16 protein-coding genes are annotated in these 21230 nt (G+C 65.0%); 4 read left to right on the top strand and 12 right to left on the bottom strand.

The window, feature by feature from the left end; translation table 11 throughout:
• Positions 1-62: 62 nt before the first annotated feature.
• The 3 genes from ntrC to glnA form a co-directional block, all read right to left on the bottom strand.
• Positions 63-1646: a nitrogen regulation protein NR(I) gene (ntrC, locus tag FAZ97_RS05525; RefSeq protein WP_158757547.1), complete on the bottom strand. Its 1584-nt coding sequence runs from the start codon at positions 1644-1646 to the stop codon at positions 63-65.
• Positions 1647-1715: 69 nt separating this feature from the next.
• On the bottom strand, positions 1716-2858 hold the full coding sequence (glnL, locus tag FAZ97_RS05520; protein WP_158757546.1) for a nitrogen regulation protein NR(II): 1143 nt from the start codon (positions 2856-2858) through the stop codon (positions 1716-1718).
• A gap of 203 nt (positions 2859-3061) precedes the next feature.
• Complete coding sequence (gene glnA / locus FAZ97_RS05515; RefSeq protein ID WP_042264808.1) at positions 3062-4477, bottom strand: type I glutamate--ammonia ligase; 1416 nt, start codon at positions 4475-4477, stop codon at positions 3062-3064.
• A gap of 457 nt (positions 4478-4934) precedes the next feature.
• Here glnA and FAZ97_RS05510 point away from each other — a divergent pair, with 457 nt between their 5' ends.
• The gene (locus FAZ97_RS05510; protein WP_158757545.1) at positions 4935-5399 is read left to right on the top strand and encodes a rhodanese-like domain-containing protein; all 465 of its coding nucleotides are present in this window, start codon (positions 4935-4937) and stop codon (positions 5397-5399) included.
• A gap of 113 nt (positions 5400-5512) precedes the next feature.
• Here the strand turns inward: FAZ97_RS05510 and FAZ97_RS05505 are convergent, their stop codons facing one another.
• The 5 genes from FAZ97_RS05505 to hrpA form a co-directional block, all read right to left on the bottom strand.
• Positions 5513-6370: a competence/damage-inducible protein A gene (locus tag FAZ97_RS05505; protein ID WP_158757544.1), complete on the bottom strand. Its 858-nt coding sequence runs from the start codon at positions 6368-6370 to the stop codon at positions 5513-5515.
• A 26-nt stretch (positions 6371-6396) separates the two neighbouring features.
• Positions 6397-7230, bottom strand: coding sequence for an EI24 domain-containing protein (locus FAZ97_RS05500; protein WP_158757543.1), 834 nt, complete (start codon positions 7228-7230; stop codon positions 6397-6399).
• A gap of 138 nt (positions 7231-7368) precedes the next feature.
• Positions 7369-8421: a sterol desaturase family protein gene (locus tag FAZ97_RS05495; protein WP_158757542.1), complete on the bottom strand. Its 1053-nt coding sequence runs from the start codon at positions 8419-8421 to the stop codon at positions 7369-7371.
• Between the two features lie 21 nt (positions 8422-8442).
• The gene (locus FAZ97_RS05490; RefSeq protein WP_158757541.1) at positions 8443-9468 is read right to left on the bottom strand and encodes a YVTN family beta-propeller repeat protein; all 1026 of its coding nucleotides are present in this window, start codon (positions 9466-9468) and stop codon (positions 8443-8445) included.
• Between the two features lie 156 nt (positions 9469-9624).
• Positions 9625-14277 carry an ATP-dependent RNA helicase HrpA gene (gene hrpA / locus FAZ97_RS05485; RefSeq protein WP_233271640.1) on the bottom strand — a complete coding sequence of 1551 codons (4653 nt, stop codon included), beginning with the start codon at positions 14275-14277 and terminating at the stop codon, positions 9625-9627.
• 23 nt (positions 14278-14300) lie between these two features.
• Here hrpA and argA point away from each other — a divergent pair, with 23 nt between their 5' ends.
• The 3 genes from argA to proP all read left to right on the top strand — a co-directional run bounded on the left by argA (position 14301) and on the right by proP (position 18142).
• Positions 14301-15692, top strand: coding sequence for an amino-acid N-acetyltransferase (argA, locus tag FAZ97_RS05480; protein ID WP_158757540.1), 1392 nt, complete (start codon positions 14301-14303; stop codon positions 15690-15692).
• A 71-nt stretch (positions 15693-15763) separates the two neighbouring features.
• Positions 15764-16039 carry an oxidative damage protection protein gene (locus FAZ97_RS05475; RefSeq protein ID WP_069268157.1) on the top strand — a complete coding sequence of 92 codons (276 nt, stop codon included), beginning with the start codon at positions 15764-15766 and terminating at the stop codon, positions 16037-16039.
• Positions 16040-16684: 645 nt separating this feature from the next.
• Entirely contained in the window at positions 16685-18142 is a 1458-nt protein-coding gene (gene proP / locus FAZ97_RS05470; protein WP_233271639.1) for a glycine betaine/L-proline transporter ProP, read from the top strand.
• 67 nt (positions 18143-18209) lie between these two features.
• Here the strand turns inward: proP and FAZ97_RS05465 are convergent, their stop codons facing one another.
• The 4 genes from FAZ97_RS05465 to FAZ97_RS05450 all read right to left on the bottom strand — a co-directional run bounded on the left by FAZ97_RS05465 (position 18210) and on the right by FAZ97_RS05450 (position 21104).
• On the bottom strand, positions 18210-18689 hold the full coding sequence (locus FAZ97_RS05465; RefSeq protein ID WP_158757538.1) for a metallophosphoesterase family protein: 480 nt from the start codon (positions 18687-18689) through the stop codon (positions 18210-18212).
• Positions 18690-18730: 41 nt separating this feature from the next.
• Positions 18731-19081 carry a cupin domain-containing protein gene (locus FAZ97_RS05460; RefSeq protein WP_158757537.1) on the bottom strand — a complete coding sequence of 117 codons (351 nt, stop codon included), beginning with the start codon at positions 19079-19081 and terminating at the stop codon, positions 18731-18733.
• A gap of 9 nt (positions 19082-19090) precedes the next feature.
• On the bottom strand, positions 19091-20494 hold the full coding sequence (locus FAZ97_RS05455) for an FAD-containing oxidoreductase (RefSeq protein WP_158757536.1): 1404 nt from the start codon (positions 20492-20494) through the stop codon (positions 19091-19093).
• 400 nt (positions 20495-20894) lie between these two features.
• Positions 20895-21104 (bottom strand): hypothetical protein, encoded by a 210-nt coding sequence (locus FAZ97_RS05450; protein ID WP_158757535.1) that lies wholly within the window; start codon positions 21102-21104, stop codon positions 20895-20897.
• Between the last annotated feature and the right edge of the window lie 126 nt (positions 21105-21230).

Below are 21230 nucleotides of genomic sequence, written 5' to 3'. Positions count from 1 at the left end.
ACTTCGCGTCGGGCCGGCTCGCATTGCGCGAGGCCGGCCCGACGTCACCTGCTAATCCACGCTCATTCCAGATTGAGTTCCTGGATCTTGCGCGTAATGGTGTTGCGGCCGATGCCGAGACGCTCGGCGGCCTCGACCTTGCGCCCGCGCGTGAAGTCCAGCGCCTCGCGGATCACGGCGGCTTCGAAGCGCCGCGAGAGTTCGTCCATCACATCGGCGCTGTTTTCGCGCAAGAGACGGGCGACTTCCGTGCGCAGCCCGCTCTCCCACACGCTCAGCGGCGCGACGGCGGCAACTGCGCCGTTGGACGCGCCGAACGCGGGTGTGCCGAACGCCACGCCGCCCGACACACCGCCCATGGCGCCGGGCAAGCCCGCGCCCGCCAAAGCACCGGCAACGGGCGATGCACCGATCGCGCCATTGGCTGCCACACCGGCTTCGGTTGCGGACGCGCCATCGCCGAGATGCGCCGCCGCGCCCGCCGAGCCGTGCGCAGGCACGAGATCAGGCGGCAGATCCTTGATCTCGATGGTCTGCGCGGGCGCCATCACCGTGAGCCAGTTCGCCAAATTCTCGAGTTGGCGCACGTTGCCCGGAAACGGCAGCGCGGACATCCAGGCAAGCGCCTCGTCCGAGACCCGCTTGGGCTCCACGCCCAGTTCGCGCGCGCTCTTCTGGAGGAAGTGGCGCGTGAGCAGCGGAATGTCCTCGCTGCGTTCGCGCAGCGCGGGCAAACGCAGGCGTATCACGTTGAGCCGGTGATACAAGTCCTCGCGGAACAGGCCCTGACGCACGCGCGTTTCGAGATTCTGGTGCGTCGCGGCGATCACGCGCACGTTCGCGCGCAGCGGGTTGTGTCCGCCCACGCGATAGAACTGCCCATCCGAGAGCACACGCAAGAGGCGCGTTTGCAGATCGAACGGCATATCGCCGATTTCGTCGAGGAACAGCGTGCCGTTCTCGGCCTGTTCGAAGCGGCCCTGGCGCATGGCCTGCGCGCCCGTGAACGCGCCGCGCTCGTGGCCAAACAGTTCGGATTCCAGAAGATCCTTCGGAATGGCGGCGGTGTTCAGCGCAATGAACGGACCGTTCGCGCGTGGGCTATGGCGGTGCAAGGCGCGCGCGACAAGCTCCTTTCCGGTGCCAGACTCGCCCGTGATGAGCACGGTGGCCGCAGAATGCGAAAGCCGCCCGATGGCGCGGAACATGTCCTGCATGGCCGGCGCCTGGCCGAGCATCTCGGGCGCTTCGGCGGGACGCTCGTCCCACTGCTGCTCGCCGCGCATGCTTTCGTCCACGGCGCGGCGAATCAGTTCGACGGCCTTGTCGACGTCAAAGGGCTTGGCGAGATACTCGAACGCGCCGCCCTGAAAAGCGGCGACCGCGCTGTCGAGGTCCGAGAACGCCGTCATGATGATGACGGGCAACCCGGGCACGCGCTCGCGCACGGTTTGCAGCAGTTCGAGGCCCGAGCCTCCCGGCATGCGGATGTCCGAGACGAGCACCTGCGGGCTGTCGTGATCGAGCGCGCTCGCGGCTTCGCGCACGTTCGAAAAGCTGCGGGTCGCGAAGTTCTCGCGGGCAAGGGCCTTTTCGAGCACCCAGCGTATCGATTGGTCGTCGTCTACTATCCAGATCGGCTTCATAGGATCGGTCAGAAGTCCTGGTGGCGTGCGGTATCGGTGAATCCATTAACAGCTTGAGTTGTTGCTAGTTCAACTATCAAGCGGCAGCAATATCTGAAACTCGGTGTGGCCCGGCCGGCTATCCACTTCGATGAGTCCGTCGTGCTGCTGGACGAACGTCTGCGCGAGCGTGAGGCCGAGACCGCTGCCATCCTCGCGTCCGGAAACGAGCGGATAGAAGATGCGGTCGCGAATATCCTCGGGAATGCCGGGTCCGTTGTCAGTGATATGCAAGTCCAATGCCAGCTTGCACAGGCGTTTGGAAATCGTCACCTTGCGTGCAACACGCGTGCGCAATTCGATGCGCGCGTCGCCCTGCGAGATGCGCTCGCGCAGCGCCTGCGCCGCATTGCGCACGATGTTGAGCAGTGCCTGGATCAGCTGCTCCTTGTCGCCGCGCAGGTCGGGCACGCTCACGTCGTAGTCGCGCTCGATCGTGAGGCCGCGCGGGAACTCCGCGAGAATCACGGCGCGCACGCGTTCGCACACCTCGTGAATATTCACGTCGCCCACGATATGCGGATGACGGTGCGGCTCCAACAGCCGGTCGACCAGCGTCTGCAGGCGGTCCGACTCCTTGATGATCACCTGCGTGTACTCGCGCAACTCGTCGCGCTCCAGCGCGCCGAGTTCGAATTCGAGCAGTTGCGCGGCGCCGCGTATACCGCCAAGCGGGTTCTTGATCTCGTGTGCGAGATTGCGGATCAGATGCTTGTTCACGGCCGTGAGGTCGTGAATGCGCTCTTCGCGATCGCTGCGCAGATGCCGCTCGTTCTCGAATAGTTCGAGCAACACATAGTCGGGCGCGCTTTCGAGAAAGCCCACGACCGCGTGCACGTTCAGCGGCTCGCGGCCGATGCGTTCCAGCGAAGCGTCGAGCCGTGTCGCGTGAAAGCGATGCTCGGCGATCGAAGCGATCGTCGAAAGCAGCTCGTCCGCGTTCGAGAACAGATCGGACCACGCCATCTGCGAGAGCTGACGGCGCGAGAGATCGAGCATCGCCTCCGCCGAAGGATTCGCGAAGGCAACACGCAGCGTGCGCTTGTCGAGCACGAGCACGACAGTGGGCAGCGCCTCGAAGCCAGGCAAGAGGCCCGACTCGACGAGCGGCGCGTCGCCGGAGAGCGGTTCGGCGTGACCCTTTCTTGCCTTGATCAGATTCTTGAGCACCATGTTTCAGGCCGGCCGCCACGCGGCGCACCGGTATCGGTCCTGGTCGTTAGTACTGTTCAATGAGCGGGTCGGTGTGCATCAAGCGCCCAACGAAAAAGGGACGGCACCGCCGTCCCTTGGAGACCAACGCCTAAGCGTCCTGCGAGTCGTACAAACTGAACCGGCGCTTCGCTGTGTAGCATGCAGCGAAGCGCCATCGCCAATTACAGCGAGTAGTACAGTTCGAACTCGACCGGGTGCGTGGTCATACGCACGCGTTGCAGTTCGCTTTCCTTCAGCGCGAGGTACGCGTCGATCATGCCGTCGGTGAACACACCACCGCGCGTCAGGAACTCGCGATCCTTGTCGAGCGCTTCGAGAGCCTGGTCGAGGCCGGCGCAAACGGTCGGGATCTTTGCATCCTCTTCCGGCGGCAGGTCGTACAGGTTCTTGTCGGCGGCTTCGCCCGGGTGGATCTTGTTCTGCACGCCGTCCAGACCTGCCATCATCAGTGCCGAGAAGCACAGGTACGGGTTAGCGAGCGGATCCGGGAAGCGCGTTTCGATACGGCGGCCCTTCGGGTTCGACACGTGCGGAATACGGATCGATGCCGAACGGTTGCGTGCCGAGTAAGCGAGCTTGACCGGTGCTTCGAAGTGCGGAACGAGACGCTTGTACGAGTTCGTGCCCGGGTTCGTGATGGCGTTCAGCGCGCGGGCGTGCTTGATGATGCCGCCGATGTAGAACAGTGCGAATTCCGACAGGCCTGCGTAGCCGTTACCTGCGAACAGGTTCTGGCCGTCCTTCCAGATCGACTGGTGAACGTGCATGCCCGAACCGTTGTCGCCAACGACCGGCTTCGGCATGAACGTCGCCGTCTTGCCATACGTGTGCGCCACGTTGTGGACGATGTACTTCAGTTGCTGCGTCCAGTCCGCGCGCTGAACCAGCGTCGAGAACTTCGTGCCAATTTCGTTCTGGCCCTGGCCCGCCACTTCGTGGTGGTGCACCTCGACCGGAATGCCGATCTGCTCGAGCAGCAGACACATTTCCGAGCGGATGTCCTGGAACGTATCGACCGGCGCGACCGGGAAGTAGCCGCCCTTCGTGCCCGGACGGTGACCCGTGTTGCCGCCTTCGATTTCGCGGCCCGACGACCACGGTGCTTCATCCGAGCCGATCTTCACGAAGCAGCCCGACTGATCCGTGTTCCACTGGACCGAATCGAAAATGAAGAATTCCGGCTCCGGACCGAAGAAGGCGGTGTCGCCGAGGCCCGTGCTCTTCAGATAGGCTTCAGCGCGCTTGGCCAGCGAGCGCGGGTCGCGCTCGTAGCCCTTGCCGTCGGCCGGCTCGACCACGTCGCAGGTCAGGACCAGCGTCGATTCTTCGTAGAACGGGTCGATGAAGGCCGTGTTCGGGTCCGGCACGAGCAGCATGTCCGAGGCTTCGATGCCCTTCCAGCCGGCGATCGACGAACCGTCAAACGCATGACCCGACTCGAACTTGTCTTCGTCGAATGCCGACAGCGGAACCGAAACGTGCTGCTCCTTGCCGCGCGTGTCCGTGAAGCGGAAGTCGACAAACTTGACGTCTTCGTCCTTGACGAGTTGCATGACGTCGGCCACGGATTTACTCATAACCTATTCTCCTGATTAACGATTTCGGCGAACGCTGCCGCCGTCCCAATCTTGTTGATCCCCGCCGGCCGCCTCCTACCCAGGTCTGTCCTGCTGACCTCGGCTGGCCGGCTGCGAATCGATCGAGACATATAAAGCAGCTTCCGTGCCATGCATGCGCCAACGTGGCGCAAATCCCTTTCGCGACACACACTTGCAATCAAAAATCGTGCGCCGCGCTTTTGTGGAGCCACCAGAGTGGCGACTCATCGGCACCATATTCGTGCAATCCCGAATTTGGCGCGCGAATCTCTCTTCATTATGGTGCAAAACGCTTCGAGTGCACCATTTCGATGCATTTCGCCCTTGAGCTGCCTAAGCATCGCGCGGTCTTGCCTTGCCCGGACCGACCTGCCCGCTCCGTCCCCACGCGCTAGAATGGTTTTTTGGTCCAACGCGAAACAGGAGATCCGTTGTCATGAGTACGCTCGAACAGTTGTACGCCCAGGCTGAGAAGCGCCGCGTCGAGAACCAGCTGCCCTACGCGGGCGCGGTATCGCCCGCAGAGGCATTCGAGCTTCTGCAGCTCGACCCGCGTGCGCGCCTCGTCGACGTGCGCACACGCGCTGAACTCGACTGGGTCGGTCGTCCCGTTGTGGGCGACGGCCAATATTCGCACGTCGAATGGACCCGCTATCCGGGCGGCGTACCGAACACCGAGTTCCTCACCCAGCTCAAAAGCGCCGTAGAAGCCGACGCGCCCGTGCTGTTCCTGTGCCGCAGCGCCGCGCGCTCCAAGCTCGCCGCCATCGAAGCCGCAAAAGCCGGCTTCACGAAAGCCTACGACCTACTCGAAGGTTTCGAAGGCGACAAGGACGGCCAGGGCCACCGTAAAACCGTCACCGGCTGGTGCTTCCGCGGCCTGCCGTGGATCGGCGCGTAAACCCCGAAACCGCCCGGCTTCAACCCAACGGGCCACTCTGAGCGCCCCATGTGACACGCAGATGATGCGCCGCCTGCCTTGCCACGGTACGCGGCGCACCTTCACTCATCGGCTCAAAAACCGGCGCGCGGCCCGCTGCGGCGCTCGCGATCGGGCGTGCCCTCGCCCGGCGCCGCCGGTTCGACCACATCGCCGCCCAGTTCGTGCACGCCTTCGCGCAGCTTCACGAAGGCGGCCGCCACGGCCTCCGGCTCGCCCTTCACGCCCAGATCGATATGCCGGCGCGCGTAGATGCCGCCGCGCTCCGTGTCGCCCACGCTCGGCAGGCTGAACACCCGCACGCCCGAAAAGTCGCGCTCGATGCGCTCCATGAGCGGCGTGAGCGTCGACTCCGGCAATTCGAACACGAGCAGCGACTTCTCGGCGTGTGGCGTCTGGTGATGCAAGTGCGCGTACTTCGTGTCGAGCACCCACTCGATCATCGGCCAGGCCATCACGGGGAAGCCCGGCATGAAGTAGTGTTCGCGAATCGAAAAGCCCGGAATCTTGTTGTAGCCGTTCGGGATGATCTCGCAGCCCTGCGGGAACGTGCCCATCTGAAAGCGATGCAGATTCTCGGACGACTGGTAGTTCACGGGATCGGCGCCCGTGTGCATGTCGCGAATCCGCTCGCGGATCGCCGCCTCGGCGTCCGGATGCAGCGCGAGCGGCACGCCCAGCGCCGCGGCCGCGCACTGACGCGTGTGGTCGTCCGGCGTCGCGCCGATGCCGCCCGTCGAAAACACGATGTCGCCCGAAGCGAACGAGCGCCGCAGCGTTTCGGTGATGCGCTCGGGGTCGTCGCCCACGTACTGCGCCCACTCGAGCGCAAGGCCGCGCGCGCCGAGCAATTCGATGACCTTCGGCAAATGCTTGTCGGAGCGGCGCCCCGAGAGAATCTCGTCGCCGATGATGATGACGCCAAATGCCATGTGTCGCCTCGCTGGATTGTCTTGAGTTAGTGCACGATCGTCACGTCGCCGGCAGCCTGCTGCACCTCGTGCGCGCGCATGCGCTGAAGCGCGCGCAGACAGTAGTGCCCGAACCAGAGCGCCGTGAACACCAGAATGAACGCATAAATCCAGATGGTCACCGCCGCGAGCACCGGAAAGAACAGCAGCAGCCACGCGGAAACGGCCCAGATCGCCGTGGGCAGCGAGCCGAGCAGCCCACTCACCACGCCGATCACGAGCAGCGGCAGGCGATGGCTGCGCACCAGCGCGCGGCGCTCCTCGACGCTTGCGTGCAGCGCGAGCGCGTCGTAGGTCATCACACGATACGTGAGCCAGCCCCACAAGAGCGGCGGAATGAGCGCGAAGAACGGCGGAATGAGCCAGAGCGGCAGTGTCACGATCATCACGATCAGGCAGACGAGGGTCGTGACGAGCGAATAGAACAGGCTGCCGTACCAGCTGCCGCCGCGCCGCATCTCGAGCATCGAATATTGGCGATTCGAAAGATGGCGGATCACGCGCGGCATCGAAATCGCGACGATCAGCAGCAGCACCGTGATCACGATGAGCGGAATCGTCAGGATGATGACGAGAAACGGCGCGATCGTCGCGCGCAGCCAGCCGAAGCCGAGCGCGTCGAAGAGATGGTAGAGGTAGGTCGTGGACGACCAGTTCGCGAGCGCGCCGCGCATAAGGTCGAGCAGCGGCTGCCAGAACACGTAGAGCACGGCGCCCCACACCGCCGCCGCCACGAGAAATGGCACGAAAGTGAGGAGCAGCATGGCGGGATGGAACACGCTCGCGAGCGCGCGTCCGAACGAGCGCAACAGATCATTCATGCGAGCGGAATATGGCGAAAAGGACGGGTAGAGAACACGGTGTCGGCGAAATCGGTGCGACCAAGCCGACAGCATAAACCACCGCGCGCACGGCGGGTAAGACGGGTGAGACGAAGAGGAAAGACGCCGTGCCGGCGCTCAGGTCACGGTGGCGTCGTCGCGTGCCTTGGCCTGCGCGGCAGTGGCCGAGTGGGAACCCGAACGCAGGCGCCGGGCAATGCGGGTGAACGCATAACCCTGCTGCGCCCAGAAGCCTTCGCCATAGCGCGCGCCTTCGAGCTGGTCGCGAATACCCGTGGGCTCGATCTCGCGATTGAACGACGCGCTGCCGAACATCATGTCCCACCACGGGAACAGCACGCCAAAGTTGCAGCCGTAGTGGGTACCTTCGTGGCCATAGCCAATGGCGTGATGGCGGCGGTGAAAGCGCGGGCTCACGACCAGCCGCTCGCCGAGCCAACCGAAATGCACGCGGATGTTGGCATGCTGCACGCTCTGCACGAAGTTCGTGAGCGCAACGAGCACCACGAATTGCGCGGGCGGCACGCCGATCACGAGCGCCACGGCGGCGAACATGCACGATTGACCGATTACGTCGAGCAAGTGGTTGCGGTCATCGCACCAGAGCGACATCTTGCGCTGGCTGTGATGCACGGCGTGCAACTCCCACCAGATGCCATAGCGATGCGAAAGCCGGTGGTACCAGTAGCTGAAGAAGTCGAGCACCACGAGGTAGATGGCGAACGCCACGAGCGGCTGCGTGGTCACGCCTGACCAGAGATTGTCGAGATCGACCGTCTTCACGCCCATGAGCCGCAGCGCGCTCTGCGTGCGGTCGAAGAACGGCTGCATCGTGAAGAAGAACAGCAGGTTCAGAATGCCGAGGCGCGTGACCCAGGTGTAGAGCGCGTCCACACCCACGCCCTTGCGGTCGCGCCACTTCTCCGCGGGCACGAGCGCTTCGAGCGGGCGCAGCAGCGCGTACATCAGCCCCACTTCGAGCACGCCCACGATCACCCAGTAGAGCGCGTCGTAGGTGTCTTCGTCCACGTCCATCATGCCGGCGTGGAAGAGCAAGGGCTGAATCGCGTTGACGTAGAGAAGCGTCTGGAGCCACGACACGAGGTCGTCCGCGCCCGAAACCGCGGCCTGCCCCACGTGTGCAATCACCGCCAGCACAGACGCCACCATGTCCACGCGCCCTCCCGCTCGTTAAGCCCCGTTCGGCGCCGTAACGGGCGCGCGATCGTAGAAGTAGATGCCATGCGGCGAGCGGCCCACGGCAATGGTCTTGATGAGCTTCTTCGTCTGCATGTCGATGAGGCCGATGTGCTTCGCGAAGCGGAACGTCACCCACAGGTAGCGCTTGTCGGCGGTGAGTTCCATGTCGTCGGGACCGGGCATCAGACCGCTGATCTCGCCGGTCTTTTCGAGCGTTTCCTCGTCGATGATGCTGATGACGTTCGCCACGCGGCTCGACACCAGCACGTGACGGCCGTCCACGAGCGAGCGGAAGTTGTGCGCGGCCTTGCCCACCTGGATCGTCTTGACGATCTTCTGGTTGCGCCAGTCCACGACCGCCACGTAGTCGGCGCCCGTCATGCCGACGAGCAGGTACTTGTCGCCGGGCGTGAGCCACAGGCCGGCCGGTGCGGAACCGACCTTCATTTTCCAGAGCACTTTCTGCGTGGGCAGATCGACCGCTGCGATTTCACCCGATACCTGCAGCGAAACGAACACGGTGCGGCTGTCGTTGGTGAATGCCAGGTGGCTCGGCATGGCCGAGAGCGGCAGGCGCTTCGCGAGCGTGATATTGCTGCCGCCCGCGTAGTTGTAGATGTCGAGACGGTCGAGACGCAGCCCCGTGGTGACGAACCACTTGCGGTCGGGCGAGAAGCCGAGCTGATACGGGTCTTCGACGTTCTCGACCCAGCGCTGCGGTTTGCCGGTCTTCGGATCGACGAACAGCAGGTTGTTCGACACCGAGTTCGCGACGATCAGTGAAGCGTTGTCCGGCGTGGGAAAGAGGTGATGCGGTTCCTTGCCCGTGGGCACGGTGCCGACGACTTCGTGCGTCTTGTCGTCGATGAGGCTCAGCGTGGCTTCGCCCGAATTGAGGACGATGATGTTGTTCGCGTGAGCGGCCGTTGAAACCAGCGCGGCACAGGCGAGTGCGGCGGCAGCGGCCTTGACGGCAAAGCGGCTAAATGAGCGGCTAAATGTGTTGTTGTTCGGCATGAAGAATCGTTCCCGGGCAGATGCGTGATTGTAGACCGTCCAGCTGCACGCAAGGTTGACGTAGGACCCTTGAAATATGAAAGGGGCGCATCCAGGCGCCCCTTTTCGAACTAGTGTTATGGCCCGCAATGCAATCGATACGGCCGAACATGCGGCTTATCGCTGCATCGATTCCCAAACCTTGTACAGACGCTTCACGGAAACCGGCATCGGCGTGCGCAACTCCTGGGCGAAGAGTGAGATGCGCAGTTCTTCGAGCAGCCAGCGGAACTCCGAGAGACGCGCGTCGAACACGCCGCCGCGCTGCGAGAGCGCGCGCTGATACTGCTGCGCGAGCGGCTGAAATTCGGCGGCCTGGCGCGCGTCGCGTGTGGGGTCGGCACGCAGCTTGTCGATGCGCAGCGCAACGCCCTTCAGGTAGCGCGGAAAATGCACGAGCTGCGCATAGGGCGTATCCAGAATGAAGCGCTTGCTGATGAGCGCATCGACCTGCGCCTGCATGTCCGCCGCGGGCGCGCCGAACGCCTTGGCCTGCACGAGCTTCTTCGCGAGCGACGCATATTCGGCGAGGATCTGCCCCACGAGCCGCGCGATTTCCTGCGCGAGCAGCGAGAGACGTCCGCGGCCTTCGTCCTTGCGCGCGTGGAAACTCGCGTCGTCGTCGGGCAGCGGGTCTTGCAGGCAGGCGCGGTCGAGCGCGAGTTCGACCAGCTGGTCGCGCAGTTCCTCCTGCGTGGCGCGCGCCATGAACTGCATCGCCATCTCGCGCAGGCCCGGCAGGTTCTTCTCCAGGTAGCGGATCGGCTCGCGCAACTGCAGCGCGAACAATCGACGCAGTCCCGCGCGATGAATCCGTGCGGCCTCCTCCGGCGAATCGAACACTTCGACATCGCAATGCGTGCCACGATCGACGAGCGCTGGATAGCCGAACAGCGTCTGTCCGCCGCGGCGGATTTCCAGCAGCTCGGGCAGCTTGCCGAAATTCCACGTCGTGAGATTTTCGTAGAGTGCGGTGGCGGGCGCTGCGTCGCCTGGCGCGCTCGTGTGCGGCGCGTTGCTATTCTGCGGCGCATTGCCGCTTGCCCCGCGCTCGGCTTGAGCGCTCTGCGCGACGTCACCGCCCTGCGCGTGCGTTTCCAGCGCCGCCAGCGCCGTCGCGCTCGCGAGCTTCTGGAATTGCTGCTGCGCCTGCGCGCCGAGTTCGGCGCGCAGTTGCGCGAGGTTGCGGCCCATCGCGAGCTGGCGACCGTGCTCGTCGATCACCTTGAAGTTCATGAAGAGGTGCGCGGGCAGCGTTTCCAGCTTGAAGTCGGCGGACTTCAACGCGACCTGCTTCTGCTCGCGCACATCGGCAATCAACGCCTCCAGCAGTCCGCCCGCGCCGAAGCGCTCGCCGCCCACGCGCTCGGCAAAGCCAGCCGCGTACTCGGGCAACGGCACGCAATGACGGCGCAGCTTCTGCGGCAGCGACTTCAGGAGCAGTTGCGCCTTCTCCTTGAGCATGCCCGGCACGAGCCATTCGCAGCGGCGCGCATCGACCTGGTTGAGCGCGTAGAGCGGCACCGCGAGCGTCACGCCGTCGCGGGGCGAGCCCGGCTCGAAGTGATACGTGAGCGCCATCGCCGCGCCCGACATCGTCATGCGCTTCGGGAACAGGTCGGTCGTCACGCCGGCCGCTTCGTGACGCATCAGGTCGTCGCGAGACAGGTACAAGAGACGCAGCTTGTCCTCGGGCTGGCCGCTCTTTCTCACCTCGTCGCGATACCAGCGTTCGAACGACGCGCCCGAGTAAATGCCCTCGGGAATCGCCTGATCGTAGAAGCCATAGATCAGCTCGTCGTCGACCAGCACGTCCTGGCGGCGCGACTTGTGTTCCAGCTGTTCGATATCGGCGAGCAGCTTGCGGTTGTGCGCGAAGAACGCGAGTTTCGTGTCGAATTCGCCTTCCACCAGCGCGCCGCGAATGAAGAGTTCGCGCGCGCGCGCCGGGTCCTGCTTGCCGAACGCCACGCGCCGGCGCTGGTACACCGGCAGGCCATAAAGCACCCCGCGCTCGAACGCGCTCACCTGTGCCGCGCGCTTCTCCCAATGCGGCTCGGAGAGCGACTTCTTCAGCAAATGCGCGCCCACCTTCTCGAGCCACTCGGGTTCGATCTTCGCGATGCAGCGCGCGTACAGGCGGCTCGTTTCGACGAGTTCCGCCGCCACGACCCAGCGCCCTGCCTTCTTCACGAGCGCCGAGCCCGGCCACAAGTGGAACTTGATGCTGCGTGCACCGAGATAATGCGGCTCGTCGTCGGCTTTCAGGCCGATGTTGCCGAGCAGGCCCGTGAGCAGCGCGTGATGGATCTGCTCGTAAGTCGCATCGGCTTCGTTGATGCGCCAGCCATGCTCGCGCACCACCGTCAGCAATTGCGAATGCACGTCGCGCCATTCGCGCAGGCGCAAATGCGAAAGGAAATTCGCGCGGCACGCGTCCAGCAATTGCCGGTTGGACTTCTTGTGCGCGACGGCCTCTTCGAACCAGGCCCAGATCTTGAGCCACTGGAGGAACTCGGAGCGCTCGTCGGCAAAGCGGCGATGCGCCTGGTCGGCCTGCTCCTGCGCCTCAATCGGCCGGTCGCGCGGATCCTGCACCGAAAGCGCGCTCGCGATGATCAGCACTTCGCGCAGCGCCTGCTCGTCGCGCGCGCCAAGAATCATGCGGCCCACGCGCGGGTCGAGCGGCAGGCGCGCGAGTTCGCGGCCAAGCGGCGTGAGCGCGTTGTCGTCGTCGACTGCGCCCAGTTCGTTGAGCAACTGATAGCCGTCGGCAATCGCGCGCCCCGGCGGCGGCTCGATGAAAGGGAACGTCTCGATCGCCGTGAGATGCAGCGACTTCATGCGCAGAATCACGGCGGCGAGTGACGAGCGCAGAATTTCCGGATCGGAGAAGCGCGGCCGTGCGATGAAATCCGATTCTTCATAGAGCCGGATACAGATGCCGTCGGCAACGCGTCCGCAACGGCCCGCGCGCTGGTTCGCGGCCGCCTGGGCAATCGACTCGATCTGCAGTTGCTCGACCTTGTTGCGGTACGAATAACGCTTCACGCGCGCAAGACCCGTATCGACCACATAGCGGATGCCCGGCACCGTCAGCGAAGTTTCGGCCACGTTGGTCGCGAGCACGATGCGGCGCGCGTTCGACGGCTTGAACACGCGCTCCTGCTCCTGCGCGGAAAGGCGCGCGAAGAGCGGCAGGATTTCCGTGTGCGGCGGATGGTGCTTGCGCAGCGCTTCCGCGGCGTCACGAATTTCGCGCTCGCCTGGGAGGAACACGAGCACGTCGCCCGAGCCTTCGCGGCAGAGTTCGTCGACGGCGTCGACGATCGCTTCCATGAGGTCGCGATCGGTGTCGCGCTGCGACTTCGCACTCTTCTCGCGGCCTGTCGTGCCCTGCGCATTCTTCACCGCCGGGCTGTCCTCCTGCACCGGCCGGTAACGCACCTCGACGGGATAGAGGCGCCCGCTCACCTCGATCACCGGTGCGGGCTTCTCGTCGCTGCCGAAGTGGCGCGCGAAGCGATCGGCGTCGATGGTCGCCGAGGTCACGATCAGCTTGAGGTCGGGCCGGCGCGGCAGGATCTCCTTCAGATAGCCGAGCAGGAAGTCGATGTTCAGACTGCGCTCGTGCGCCTCGTCGATGATGATCGTGTCGTAGGCCTTGAGGAGCGGATCGGTTTGCGTCTCCGCGAGCAGAATGCCGTCGGTCATGAGCTTGACCGAGGCGCCCGGCGAGAGATTGTCGGTGAAGCGCACCTTGTAGCCGACCACTTCGCCAAACGGCGTATTCAGTTCGTCGGCGATACGGCGCGCCGTGGCCGAAGCCGCAATGCGCCGCGGCTGCGTATGGCCGATCAGACCCGTGCCGCCCGCGCCGAGGCCGCGGCCCAAAGCGAGCGCGATTTTCGGCAACTGCGTGGTCTTGCCCGAGCCCGTTTCGCCGCTCACGATCACGACCTGATTCTGCGCAATCGCACGCGCGATTTCCTCGCGGCGGCCCGAGACTGGCAGCGCTTCGGGGAACGTGATGGGTGGGACCCGGTTCGGCTCGACGTTCGCTCGCGGCGCACGCGGCGGACGTTCGCTGCGCGGCTTGCGCTCGTTCGTTTCGGGCGCTTTTTCGTTGCCAGCGCGCGCGGCCTGCTGCTGCGCGGATTGATCGCGTTCGCGCACAGCTTCCGGACGTGGCGCGCGTGGCTGATGCTGAACCGGTTTTTGCTGCTGGGCGGGATTGCGCGGCGGCTTCCGCGACGCGTTATCCGAAGCGTCGCGTGGTGCGCGTTGCGTCCGCCCGCGCGCGGCTTCGTCGGAAGGCGCGTGCTGAGCGGACTTTGACTGAGGTGCGCGCGTGTCACGCTGCGCGTCTGGCTTGCGCGATGCGCGCACGTCGCCCTGCTGTGCGCGTTGCCCGCTTTGCGGCGCGCGATTTGCCTCGCCGCGCGCCGGCTGCGCCGCCACCGGCTGCGGAGCATTTCGCGCTTCGCGAGCTTGCTCGGGCTTGGGTGTTTCGCCGCGCCCGCCAGGCGCGTCCTTCGCCCCGGCGGCCGGCGCCGGCGCGGGCTGTGCCGCTCGCTTGTCCTGCGCGCGCGCGCCGCCCAGCGCGCCGCCGCCCATGAGCGCGGCAAGCTTGTCCGACGACGCGAGCTTTTGCCCGTCGCCATACTTCTGCGACGCGCTTTTCGCTTTCGCGCCGTCCTGCGCCGTTTCCTGCCCGGCCGGGGTGTTGCTGCCCTGCGCCGAGGCAGGTCTTTTGGGTACATTCGACATGGGGGCGCATTATAATCCCGGGCATGAATTCCCAAACCGACCTCGTCCCCGCCACCGCCAGCGCGCCGGCCTCCGCCGCCGCCGCGGATTCCGACACGCAGCTCATGGCGCAGCACGCGCAATTCGTGGATTGGATGCGATCGGTCGCACCCTACATCCACGCGTTCCAGGGCAAGACATTCGTCGTCGGTTTCGGCGGCGAGGTCGTGCACCAGAACCTGCTCAACGCGCTCGTTGCCGACATCGCGCTCTTGCAGGCCATGGGCATCCAGATCGTGCTCGTGCACGGTTCGCGCCCGCAGGTCGAAGAGCAGATGAGCCTGCACGGCGTCGAGTCCGAGTTCTCGCACGGCATGCGCATCACCAATGCCCGCGCGCTGGAATCGGCGAAAGAAGCGGCCGGTGAAGTGCGTCTCGACATCGAAGCCGCGATTAGCCAGGGTCTGCCGAATACGCCCATGGCGCACGCGCACATCAGCGTGGTGTCGGGCAACTTCGTGACGGCGCGTCCGGTCGGCATTCTCGACGGCGTGGACTTCCAGCACACGGGCGTCGTGCGCAAGATCGACGCCGATTCGATCCGCCACTCGCTCGCGAGCCGCAAGCTCGTGCTGCTCTCGCCGCTCGGCTTTTCGCCCACGGGCGAGGCGTTCAATCTCTCGATGGAAGACGTCGCCTCCGCGGCGGCCATCGCGTTGCGCGCCGACAAGATCATTTTCCTCACGGAAACGCAGGGCCTGATCGACGAGGAAGGCGAGCTGATCCGCGAAATGTCCCTCGACGACGCCTACAAGCTGCAAGAAGGCGGCACCGTGCTCGGCGACGCGGGCTTCTATCTGAAGCACTCCATTCGCGCCTGCCGCGGCGGCGTGGGCCGCGCGCATATCATTCCCTACGTGCTCGACGGCGGCTTGCTGCTCGAACTGTTCCTGCACGACGGCGTGGGCACCATGATCTCGTACGAGAACCTGGAAAGCCTGCGCGAAGCGACGCCCGACGACGTCGGCGGCATCCTTACGTTGATCGAGCCGCTTGAAACCGACGGCACGCTCGTGCGTCGTGGGCGTCACCAGATCGAGCGCGATATCGATCACTTCTCGGTGATCGAGCACGACGGCGTGCTCTTTGGCTGCGCCGCGCTTTACGCGTATTCGCAGGAGCGCATTGGCGAGATGGCGTGCCTCACGGTCTCGCCCGAAGCCCAGGGCTCCGGCGACGGCGAACGGCTTCTGCGCCGTATCGAGCAACGCGCGCGCGCACGCGGCCTCACACGCATTTTCGTGCTCACTACGCGTACCGAACACTGGTTCCTGAAGCGCGGCTTCGTCAAGGCCACGGTGGACGACCTGCCCGAAGACCGCCGCCGCCTCTATAACTGGCAGCGCAAATCGCTCGTGCTGATGAAACAGCTCTGAGCGTTCCCGTCTGCACCGTCCGCAGACAGGGCGCGCCGCCACCCACACATACGACTAAGGAGAAGCACAGCATGGCCCGTATGATCCAATGCGCGAAGCTCGGCAAGGAAGCCGAGGGACTCGACTTTCCCCCGCTGCCGGGCGAACTCGGCAAGCGCATCTACGAAAGCGTTTCGAAGGAGGCGTGGCAGCAGTGGCTCAAGCAGCAGACCATGCTGATCAACGAAAACCGCCTGAATATGGCCGATCCGCGTGCGCGTCAGTACCTGATGAAGCAGACGGAGAAATTCTTCTTCGGCGAAGGCGCCGACCAGGCGTCGGGCTACGTGCCGCCCACGGAAGGCTAAAGCCCTTCCGTTGCGCGCCGGGATCTGTCCCTGACAGGCAAAAAGCGCCACGCAATCCCCTGCAAGAACCGCGCCCCCGGCGCGGTTTTTTATGCGCTTCATGCGCTTCTCAGGCGGCGGAAACGGTTCCATCGAATCGGCGCAATCCCCCGCCACGCGGGGCTTCCAGAGCGGGCCCCAATCCCCGCAGATGCAGCCGTTTGCGCGATCTTCCGTTATCGTGCTATCATAACGCTTCGTTCAACAGGCATTAGCCATCAATTGCATTCAGGAAGGCGCCCGAAAACGCCATCAATCCGAATGCGCAGATGACAAAAGGAACGCTCCGCCACGCGGGCTTCTTTTTCGTTTCAGCGGCGCTTTACCAGGCACCTCATGCCGGTCCAGCGTCCTCATGCGCCCTGCCCCCCTTCCACGGCCACGCAGGCGCTACGTTAAACACAATTCGTCCGAGTGTCGTTTCGCGACACCTCAGCAATGCTTTCGTGCGCCGCTCGCCTTGTGCGATGCGCCATCGGCCCGCCCTCGTCCCCGACGCAACGTGACGTGCCGTGCGCGAAATGTCGCTGCTATCGCGAAACGGCACTCTCCGGCAACCGTGGCGGGCTCGCGTGGGGCTCGTCGCAGTCATTGGAGATGCAGACCTTGACCGCTTCCACTTCCGGCTCGTCGGCCCAGACCGACCTGACGCTCGACGACATCACGATCGTCGACAAAAGCCTCCTCAAACGCGCCGTCGGCGCCATGGCGCTCGGCAACGCCATGGAATGGTTCGACTTCGGCGTGTACAGCTACATCGCCGTCACGCTCGGCCAGGTGTTCTTCCCGTCGAGCAGCCCCTCGGCGCAGCTCATCGCCACCTTCGGCACGTTTGCGGCCGCGTTCCTCGTGCGCCCGATCGGCGGCATGGTGTTCGGCCCGCTCGGCGACCGCATCGGCCGCCAGCGCGTGCTCGCGATGACGATGATCATGATGGCCTGCGGCACCTTCGCCATCGGTCTGATTCCCTCGTACCACTCGATCGGCATTGCCGCGCCCGCGCTGCTGCTGGTGGCGCGCCTCGTGCAGGGCTTCTCGACCGGCGGCGAATACGGCGGCGCTGCGACCTTCATCGCCGAATTCGCCACCGACAAGCGCCGTGGCTTCATGGGGAGCTTCCTCGAATTCGGCACGCTGATCGGCTATGTGTTCGGCGCGGGCACGGTGGCCGTGCTGACCGCCATGCTCTCGCACCAGCAGCTGCTCGACTGGGGCTGGCGCGTGCCTTTCATGATCGCGGGTCCGCTCGGCCTCGTGGGTCTCTACATCCGTACGAAGCTCGAAGAAACGCCCGCATTCAAGCGCGAAGCGGAACTGCGCGAAGCCGAAGAGCACGCGCGCCCGAAGCTCACGCTGCACTCGCTGCTCACGCAGCATCTGCGCCCCTTCCTGCTGTGCGTGGGTCTCGTGCTGATCTTCAACGTGACCGACTACATGGCGCTGTCGTATCTGCCGAGCTATCTGTCCGCGACGCTGCACTTCAACGAAACGCACGGCCTCTTCCTCGTGCTGATCGTGATGGTGCTCATGATGCCGATGACGCTCGCGTTCGGCCGTCTCTCCGACGCCGTGGGCCGCAAGCCGGTGATGCTCGCGGGCTGCGTGGGCCTGATCCTGCTATCGATCCCGTCGCTCACGCTGATCCAGACGGGCGCGCTCGTGCCGGTGTTTTTCGGTCTCCTGATTCTCGGCGCGCTGCTCTCGTGCTTCACGGGCGTGATGCCCTCGGCGCTGCCGGCACTGTTCCCGACCGCGATCCGTTACGGCGCGCTCGCCATCGGTTTCAACGTGTCGGTGTCGCTGTTCGGCGGTACGACGCCGCTCGTGGCGGCATGGCTCGTCGAGCACACGCAGAACCTCATGATGCCCGCGTACTACCTGATGGGCGCGGCGGTGATCGGCATCATCTCGGTGCTGGCGCTGCATGAAACGGCGCGCCGACCGCTGCCGGGCTCGGCGCCGAGCGTGAGCACCAAGGCGGAAGCGCATGCGGTGCTGCGCGGCGTGCGTCTCGCGCGCGAACTCGACGAAGAGTACGCCGTCGCCAACGCCGTGCGCGCCTGATACGGCACAACGCAAACGCAAAAAAGGCCAGCTTCGCGCTGGCCTTTTTTTTTGCCCGCTCGCTTCGCTATTCGACGAGATTGACGTGTTCGACGTGCAGCGCGCCGTCCTTCCCGATCGTCAGCATCGCCGCCGAGATGGGCAGCTTGAAGCGACGCGGCCCCGCGCTGCCGGGATTCACGTACAGCACGCCCTCGCGCGTTTCGAGCGCGGGCTTGTGCGAATGTCCGCTCACGACCACGGCGATGCCCCCGGCCGCGGGATCGCCCCGCAGGTCGGGCAGTTCGTGGACCACCGCGAGACGCACTCCGCCGAACGCAACGATGGTCTGCACGGGCAACGCCTCGGCCCACGCGCCATGATCGTTGTTGCCGCGCACGACGGTGAGCGGCGCGACGGCTCCGAGCGTGTCGAGCACGGGCTGATCGCAGATGTCGCCCGCGTGCACGATGGCGTCCGCGCCCTCGATGAAGGCGAGCAACTCGGGACGCACGAGATTGTGCGTGTCGGAAACCAAGGCGACGCGCAATGGGTATTTCGCGGACATGACATTTCGTTTCGGTTGAATACTGCCGATTATCGCCGCGCTCACGCTGCGCCGATATACACCGCGAGCCACACGCTCGGCACAGTCGGATCGGTCCACGACACGCGATGACGGCAGTGCGCCGGAATGTGCATGTAGTCGCCGGGCAGCAGCCGCCGCGGCGGCTGCGCCGTATTCTCGAATTCCAGCGTCGCCGCGCCGGCCAGCAGCGTCACCCACTCCTCGCGCGCGTCGTCGTACCAAAAGCCCGACGGGCTCGCCTGGCCCGTGGAGACGATGCGCTCGATCAACACCCCGTCACGCGAAACGAGCGTGTCGAAGCGCTCTTCGCTGGCGTCATGATAGAGGCCGGCGAAGAGATTGCCGAATGCGGCGGTGTCCGGTTCGTTCATGCAAAGCGCTCATTTGAGTGGCTTCAGCCCATCGAGCAACGTGGGCACCAGTTCGCTCACGGTCGGGTGCACGTGCATCGCGTACTGCAGCGTCGTGTAGGGCGCGTCGGCCGTCATCGTGTCGATGAACGTGTGAATCGCCTCGTCGCCCTCGATGCCGAATATCGCCGCGCCGAGAATGCGTTGCGTCTGGGGGTCCACCAGCGCCTTCATGAAACCGTCCGTCTCGCCGCGCTCGCGCGCGCGGCCCACGCGCGACATCGGCATCGTGGCGATGAGCGCGGGTTTGCCGCGCTCGCGCACTTCGCGCTCGCTCATGCCCACGCGCGCGAGCGGCGGATCGACGTACACGGCGTAAGCGGGAATGCGTGTGTCGGCGCTGCGCGATTTGCCGTCCAGCAGATTCGCCGCAACGATCTGAAAATCGTCGTATGACGTGTGCGTGAACGCGCCACGGCCGTTCACATCGCCCAGCGCCCAGATGCCCTGAACGCGCGTGCGCAATTGACCATCGACAGCGATGAGCCCGTGAGCGTCGCGCTCGATGCCCGCGGCGTCGAGCCCCAGATCGTCGGTGTTCGGCAAGCGCCCCGTTGCGAAGAGCAGATGCGAAACGTCGAGCGGTCCCCTGTCGAGCGCGATGCGCACGCCCGTCTCGCCTTCCAGCGGCGCGACGCTGCGCGGTTCTGCGCCGAAGCGAAATTCCACACCCTCTCGTGCGAGCACGTCCTGTACGGCGCGCGAAAAATCGTCGTCCTCGCGCGCGAGCACGCGTTGGCCGCGCACGAGCACCGTCACGCGGCTGCCGAAGCGGCGAAACATCTGCGCGAATTCGAGCGCCACGTAGCTGCCGCCGCAGATCGCCAGATGGGTGGGCAATCGCTCCAGCGCGAGCAGCGTCGAATTGGTTTCGTAGCGGATCGTTTCCAGGCCGGGAATGGCGGGAATCTGCGCGCGCGTGCCCGTGTTGATGAAAATCTCGGGCGCTTCGAGATCGATCTGCGTACCGTCGTGCGCCGCGACGCGCACCGCATGCGCGCCCGTGAAGCGCGCGTGCCCCGTGAATACGGTGGCGTTCGGCGTATGGCGCAGCCAGCTCTCGACACCATCGCGCGACGCCGCGATGATGCGATCCTTGCGCGCCTTCACGAACGCGAGATCGACGCGAACGTCGCCTGGCTGCGCGTCATCGCCAATATGCACGCCGAAGTCCGCCGCATGACGCGCCACGTGCGCGGCACGCGCGCAGGCGACATACGCCTTGGTCGGCGTGCAGCCGACGTTCACACAGGTCCCGCCAAACGACGCGCGCTCGATCACCGCCGTCTTGCGGCCGCTCTTCGCAAGCCGCACCGCGAGCGGCGGCCCGCTCTGCCCCGTGCCGATCACGATCGCATCGAAACGTTGTGCCATGCCGCTCTCCTTTGCCGTTGACGCGAGCTGAGGCGCGACTCGAACCGCTAGTCGAACCGCTCATCGAACCGCGGTTTGAACCCATTCTCCGCACGTTGTGAACGGGCGGCAGATCGCGCCATCTTACGCGCGACGAATGGCCGCCGCCCGCAGCGTGATTCGACGAATCGGGTACGCATCGGCGCGCATCGCGAAGAGAGCGAACGCGCAAAAAAAGAGCCGCCTCACACGTCGAGGCGGCTCACAGGGTGACGTCACAACAGCAAACGGGCGAAGCCGCTGCGCGTCAGGGGGATCGGCGAACGTCGTGCCTGTTTGCGTCACACGTCCGGTAATTGTTTAGCCAGGGGCTCAGCCGTTAAAGTCGGGCAATTTCAGTGCGCGCGCACGCCGTACACAATCAGTGCACGCAATCGGCAGGCGCGCCTTCGCCGTGGCCCGCGTTCCACAGTTCGCGCGAACGCTGGAATGCGGCGCGCGCGCCGCGCGTCGCCACCATCAGCCCGACTTGCCCCATGTTGAAGTCGAGCGACACCATCAGCTGCATCAGGTCCACCATCGGCAGAACCAACGCTGGCTGATACAACTGTCGTTCGATAAAGGATTTCATGACCGCTCCCGCTGCATGCCCCGCGTCCTCCTGACGCAGGGTCATTCAATGGTTGTCATTCTAGGAATGCAGCGTGCGCTGATAAATGGGCCGTCCGCGAAGTCACTTGTCGAAAATCGCAAACAA

This window comes from Paraburkholderia acidiphila (assembly GCF_009789655.1).
In the GTDB taxonomy this organism is placed as follows: Bacteria; Pseudomonadota; Gammaproteobacteria; order Burkholderiales; family Burkholderiaceae; genus Paraburkholderia; species Paraburkholderia acidiphila.
Note: the sequence above shows the minus strand (reverse complement) of the source record. Positions and strands in the feature narration are given on the sequence as shown.

Bases quoted from the DNA above. Each gene is read 5' to 3' on its own strand.
- ntrC (WP_158757547.1), bottom strand. From the start codon at position 1,646: ATGAAGCCGATCTGGATAGTAGACGACGACCAATCGATACGCTGGGTG.
- glnL (WP_158757546.1), bottom strand. From the start codon at position 2,858: ATGGTGCTCAAGAATCTGATCAAGGCAAGAAAGGGTCACGCCGAACCG.
- glnA (WP_042264808.1), bottom strand. From the start codon at position 4,477: ATGAGTAAATCCGTGGCCGACGTCATGCAACTCGTCAAGGACGAAGAC.
- FAZ97_RS05510 (WP_158757545.1), top strand. From the start codon at position 4,935: ATGAGTACGCTCGAACAGTTGTACGCCCAGGCTGAGAAGCGCCGCGTC.
- FAZ97_RS05505 (WP_158757544.1), bottom strand. From the start codon at position 6,370: ATGGCATTTGGCGTCATCATCATCGGCGACGAGATTCTCTCGGGGCGC.
- FAZ97_RS05500 (WP_158757543.1), bottom strand. From the start codon at position 7,230: ATGAATGATCTGTTGCGCTCGTTCGGACGCGCGCTCGCGAGCGTGTTC.
- FAZ97_RS05495 (WP_158757542.1), bottom strand. From the start codon at position 8,421: ATGGTGGCGTCTGTGCTGGCGGTGATTGCACACGTGGGGCAGGCCGCG.
- FAZ97_RS05490 (WP_158757541.1), bottom strand. From the start codon at position 9,468: ATGCCGAACAACAACACATTTAGCCGCTCATTTAGCCGCTTTGCCGTC.
- hrpA (WP_233271640.1), bottom strand. From the start codon at position 14,277: ATGTCGAATGTACCCAAAAGACCTGCCTCGGCGCAGGGCAGCAACACC.
- argA (WP_158757540.1), top strand. From the start codon at position 14,301: ATGAATTCCCAAACCGACCTCGTCCCCGCCACCGCCAGCGCGCCGGCC.
- FAZ97_RS05475 (WP_069268157.1), top strand. From the start codon at position 15,764: ATGGCCCGTATGATCCAATGCGCGAAGCTCGGCAAGGAAGCCGAGGGA.
- FAZ97_RS05465 (WP_158757538.1), bottom strand. From the start codon at position 18,689: ATGTCCGCGAAATACCCATTGCGCGTCGCCTTGGTTTCCGACACGCAC.
- FAZ97_RS05460 (WP_158757537.1), bottom strand. From the start codon at position 19,081: ATGAACGAACCGGACACCGCCGCATTCGGCAATCTCTTCGCCGGCCTC.
- FAZ97_RS05455 (WP_158757536.1), bottom strand. From the start codon at position 20,494: ATGGCACAACGTTTCGATGCGATCGTGATCGGCACGGGGCAGAGCGGG.
- FAZ97_RS05450 (WP_158757535.1), bottom strand. From the start codon at position 21,104: ATGAAATCCTTTATCGAACGACAGTTGTATCAGCCAGCGTTGGTTCTG.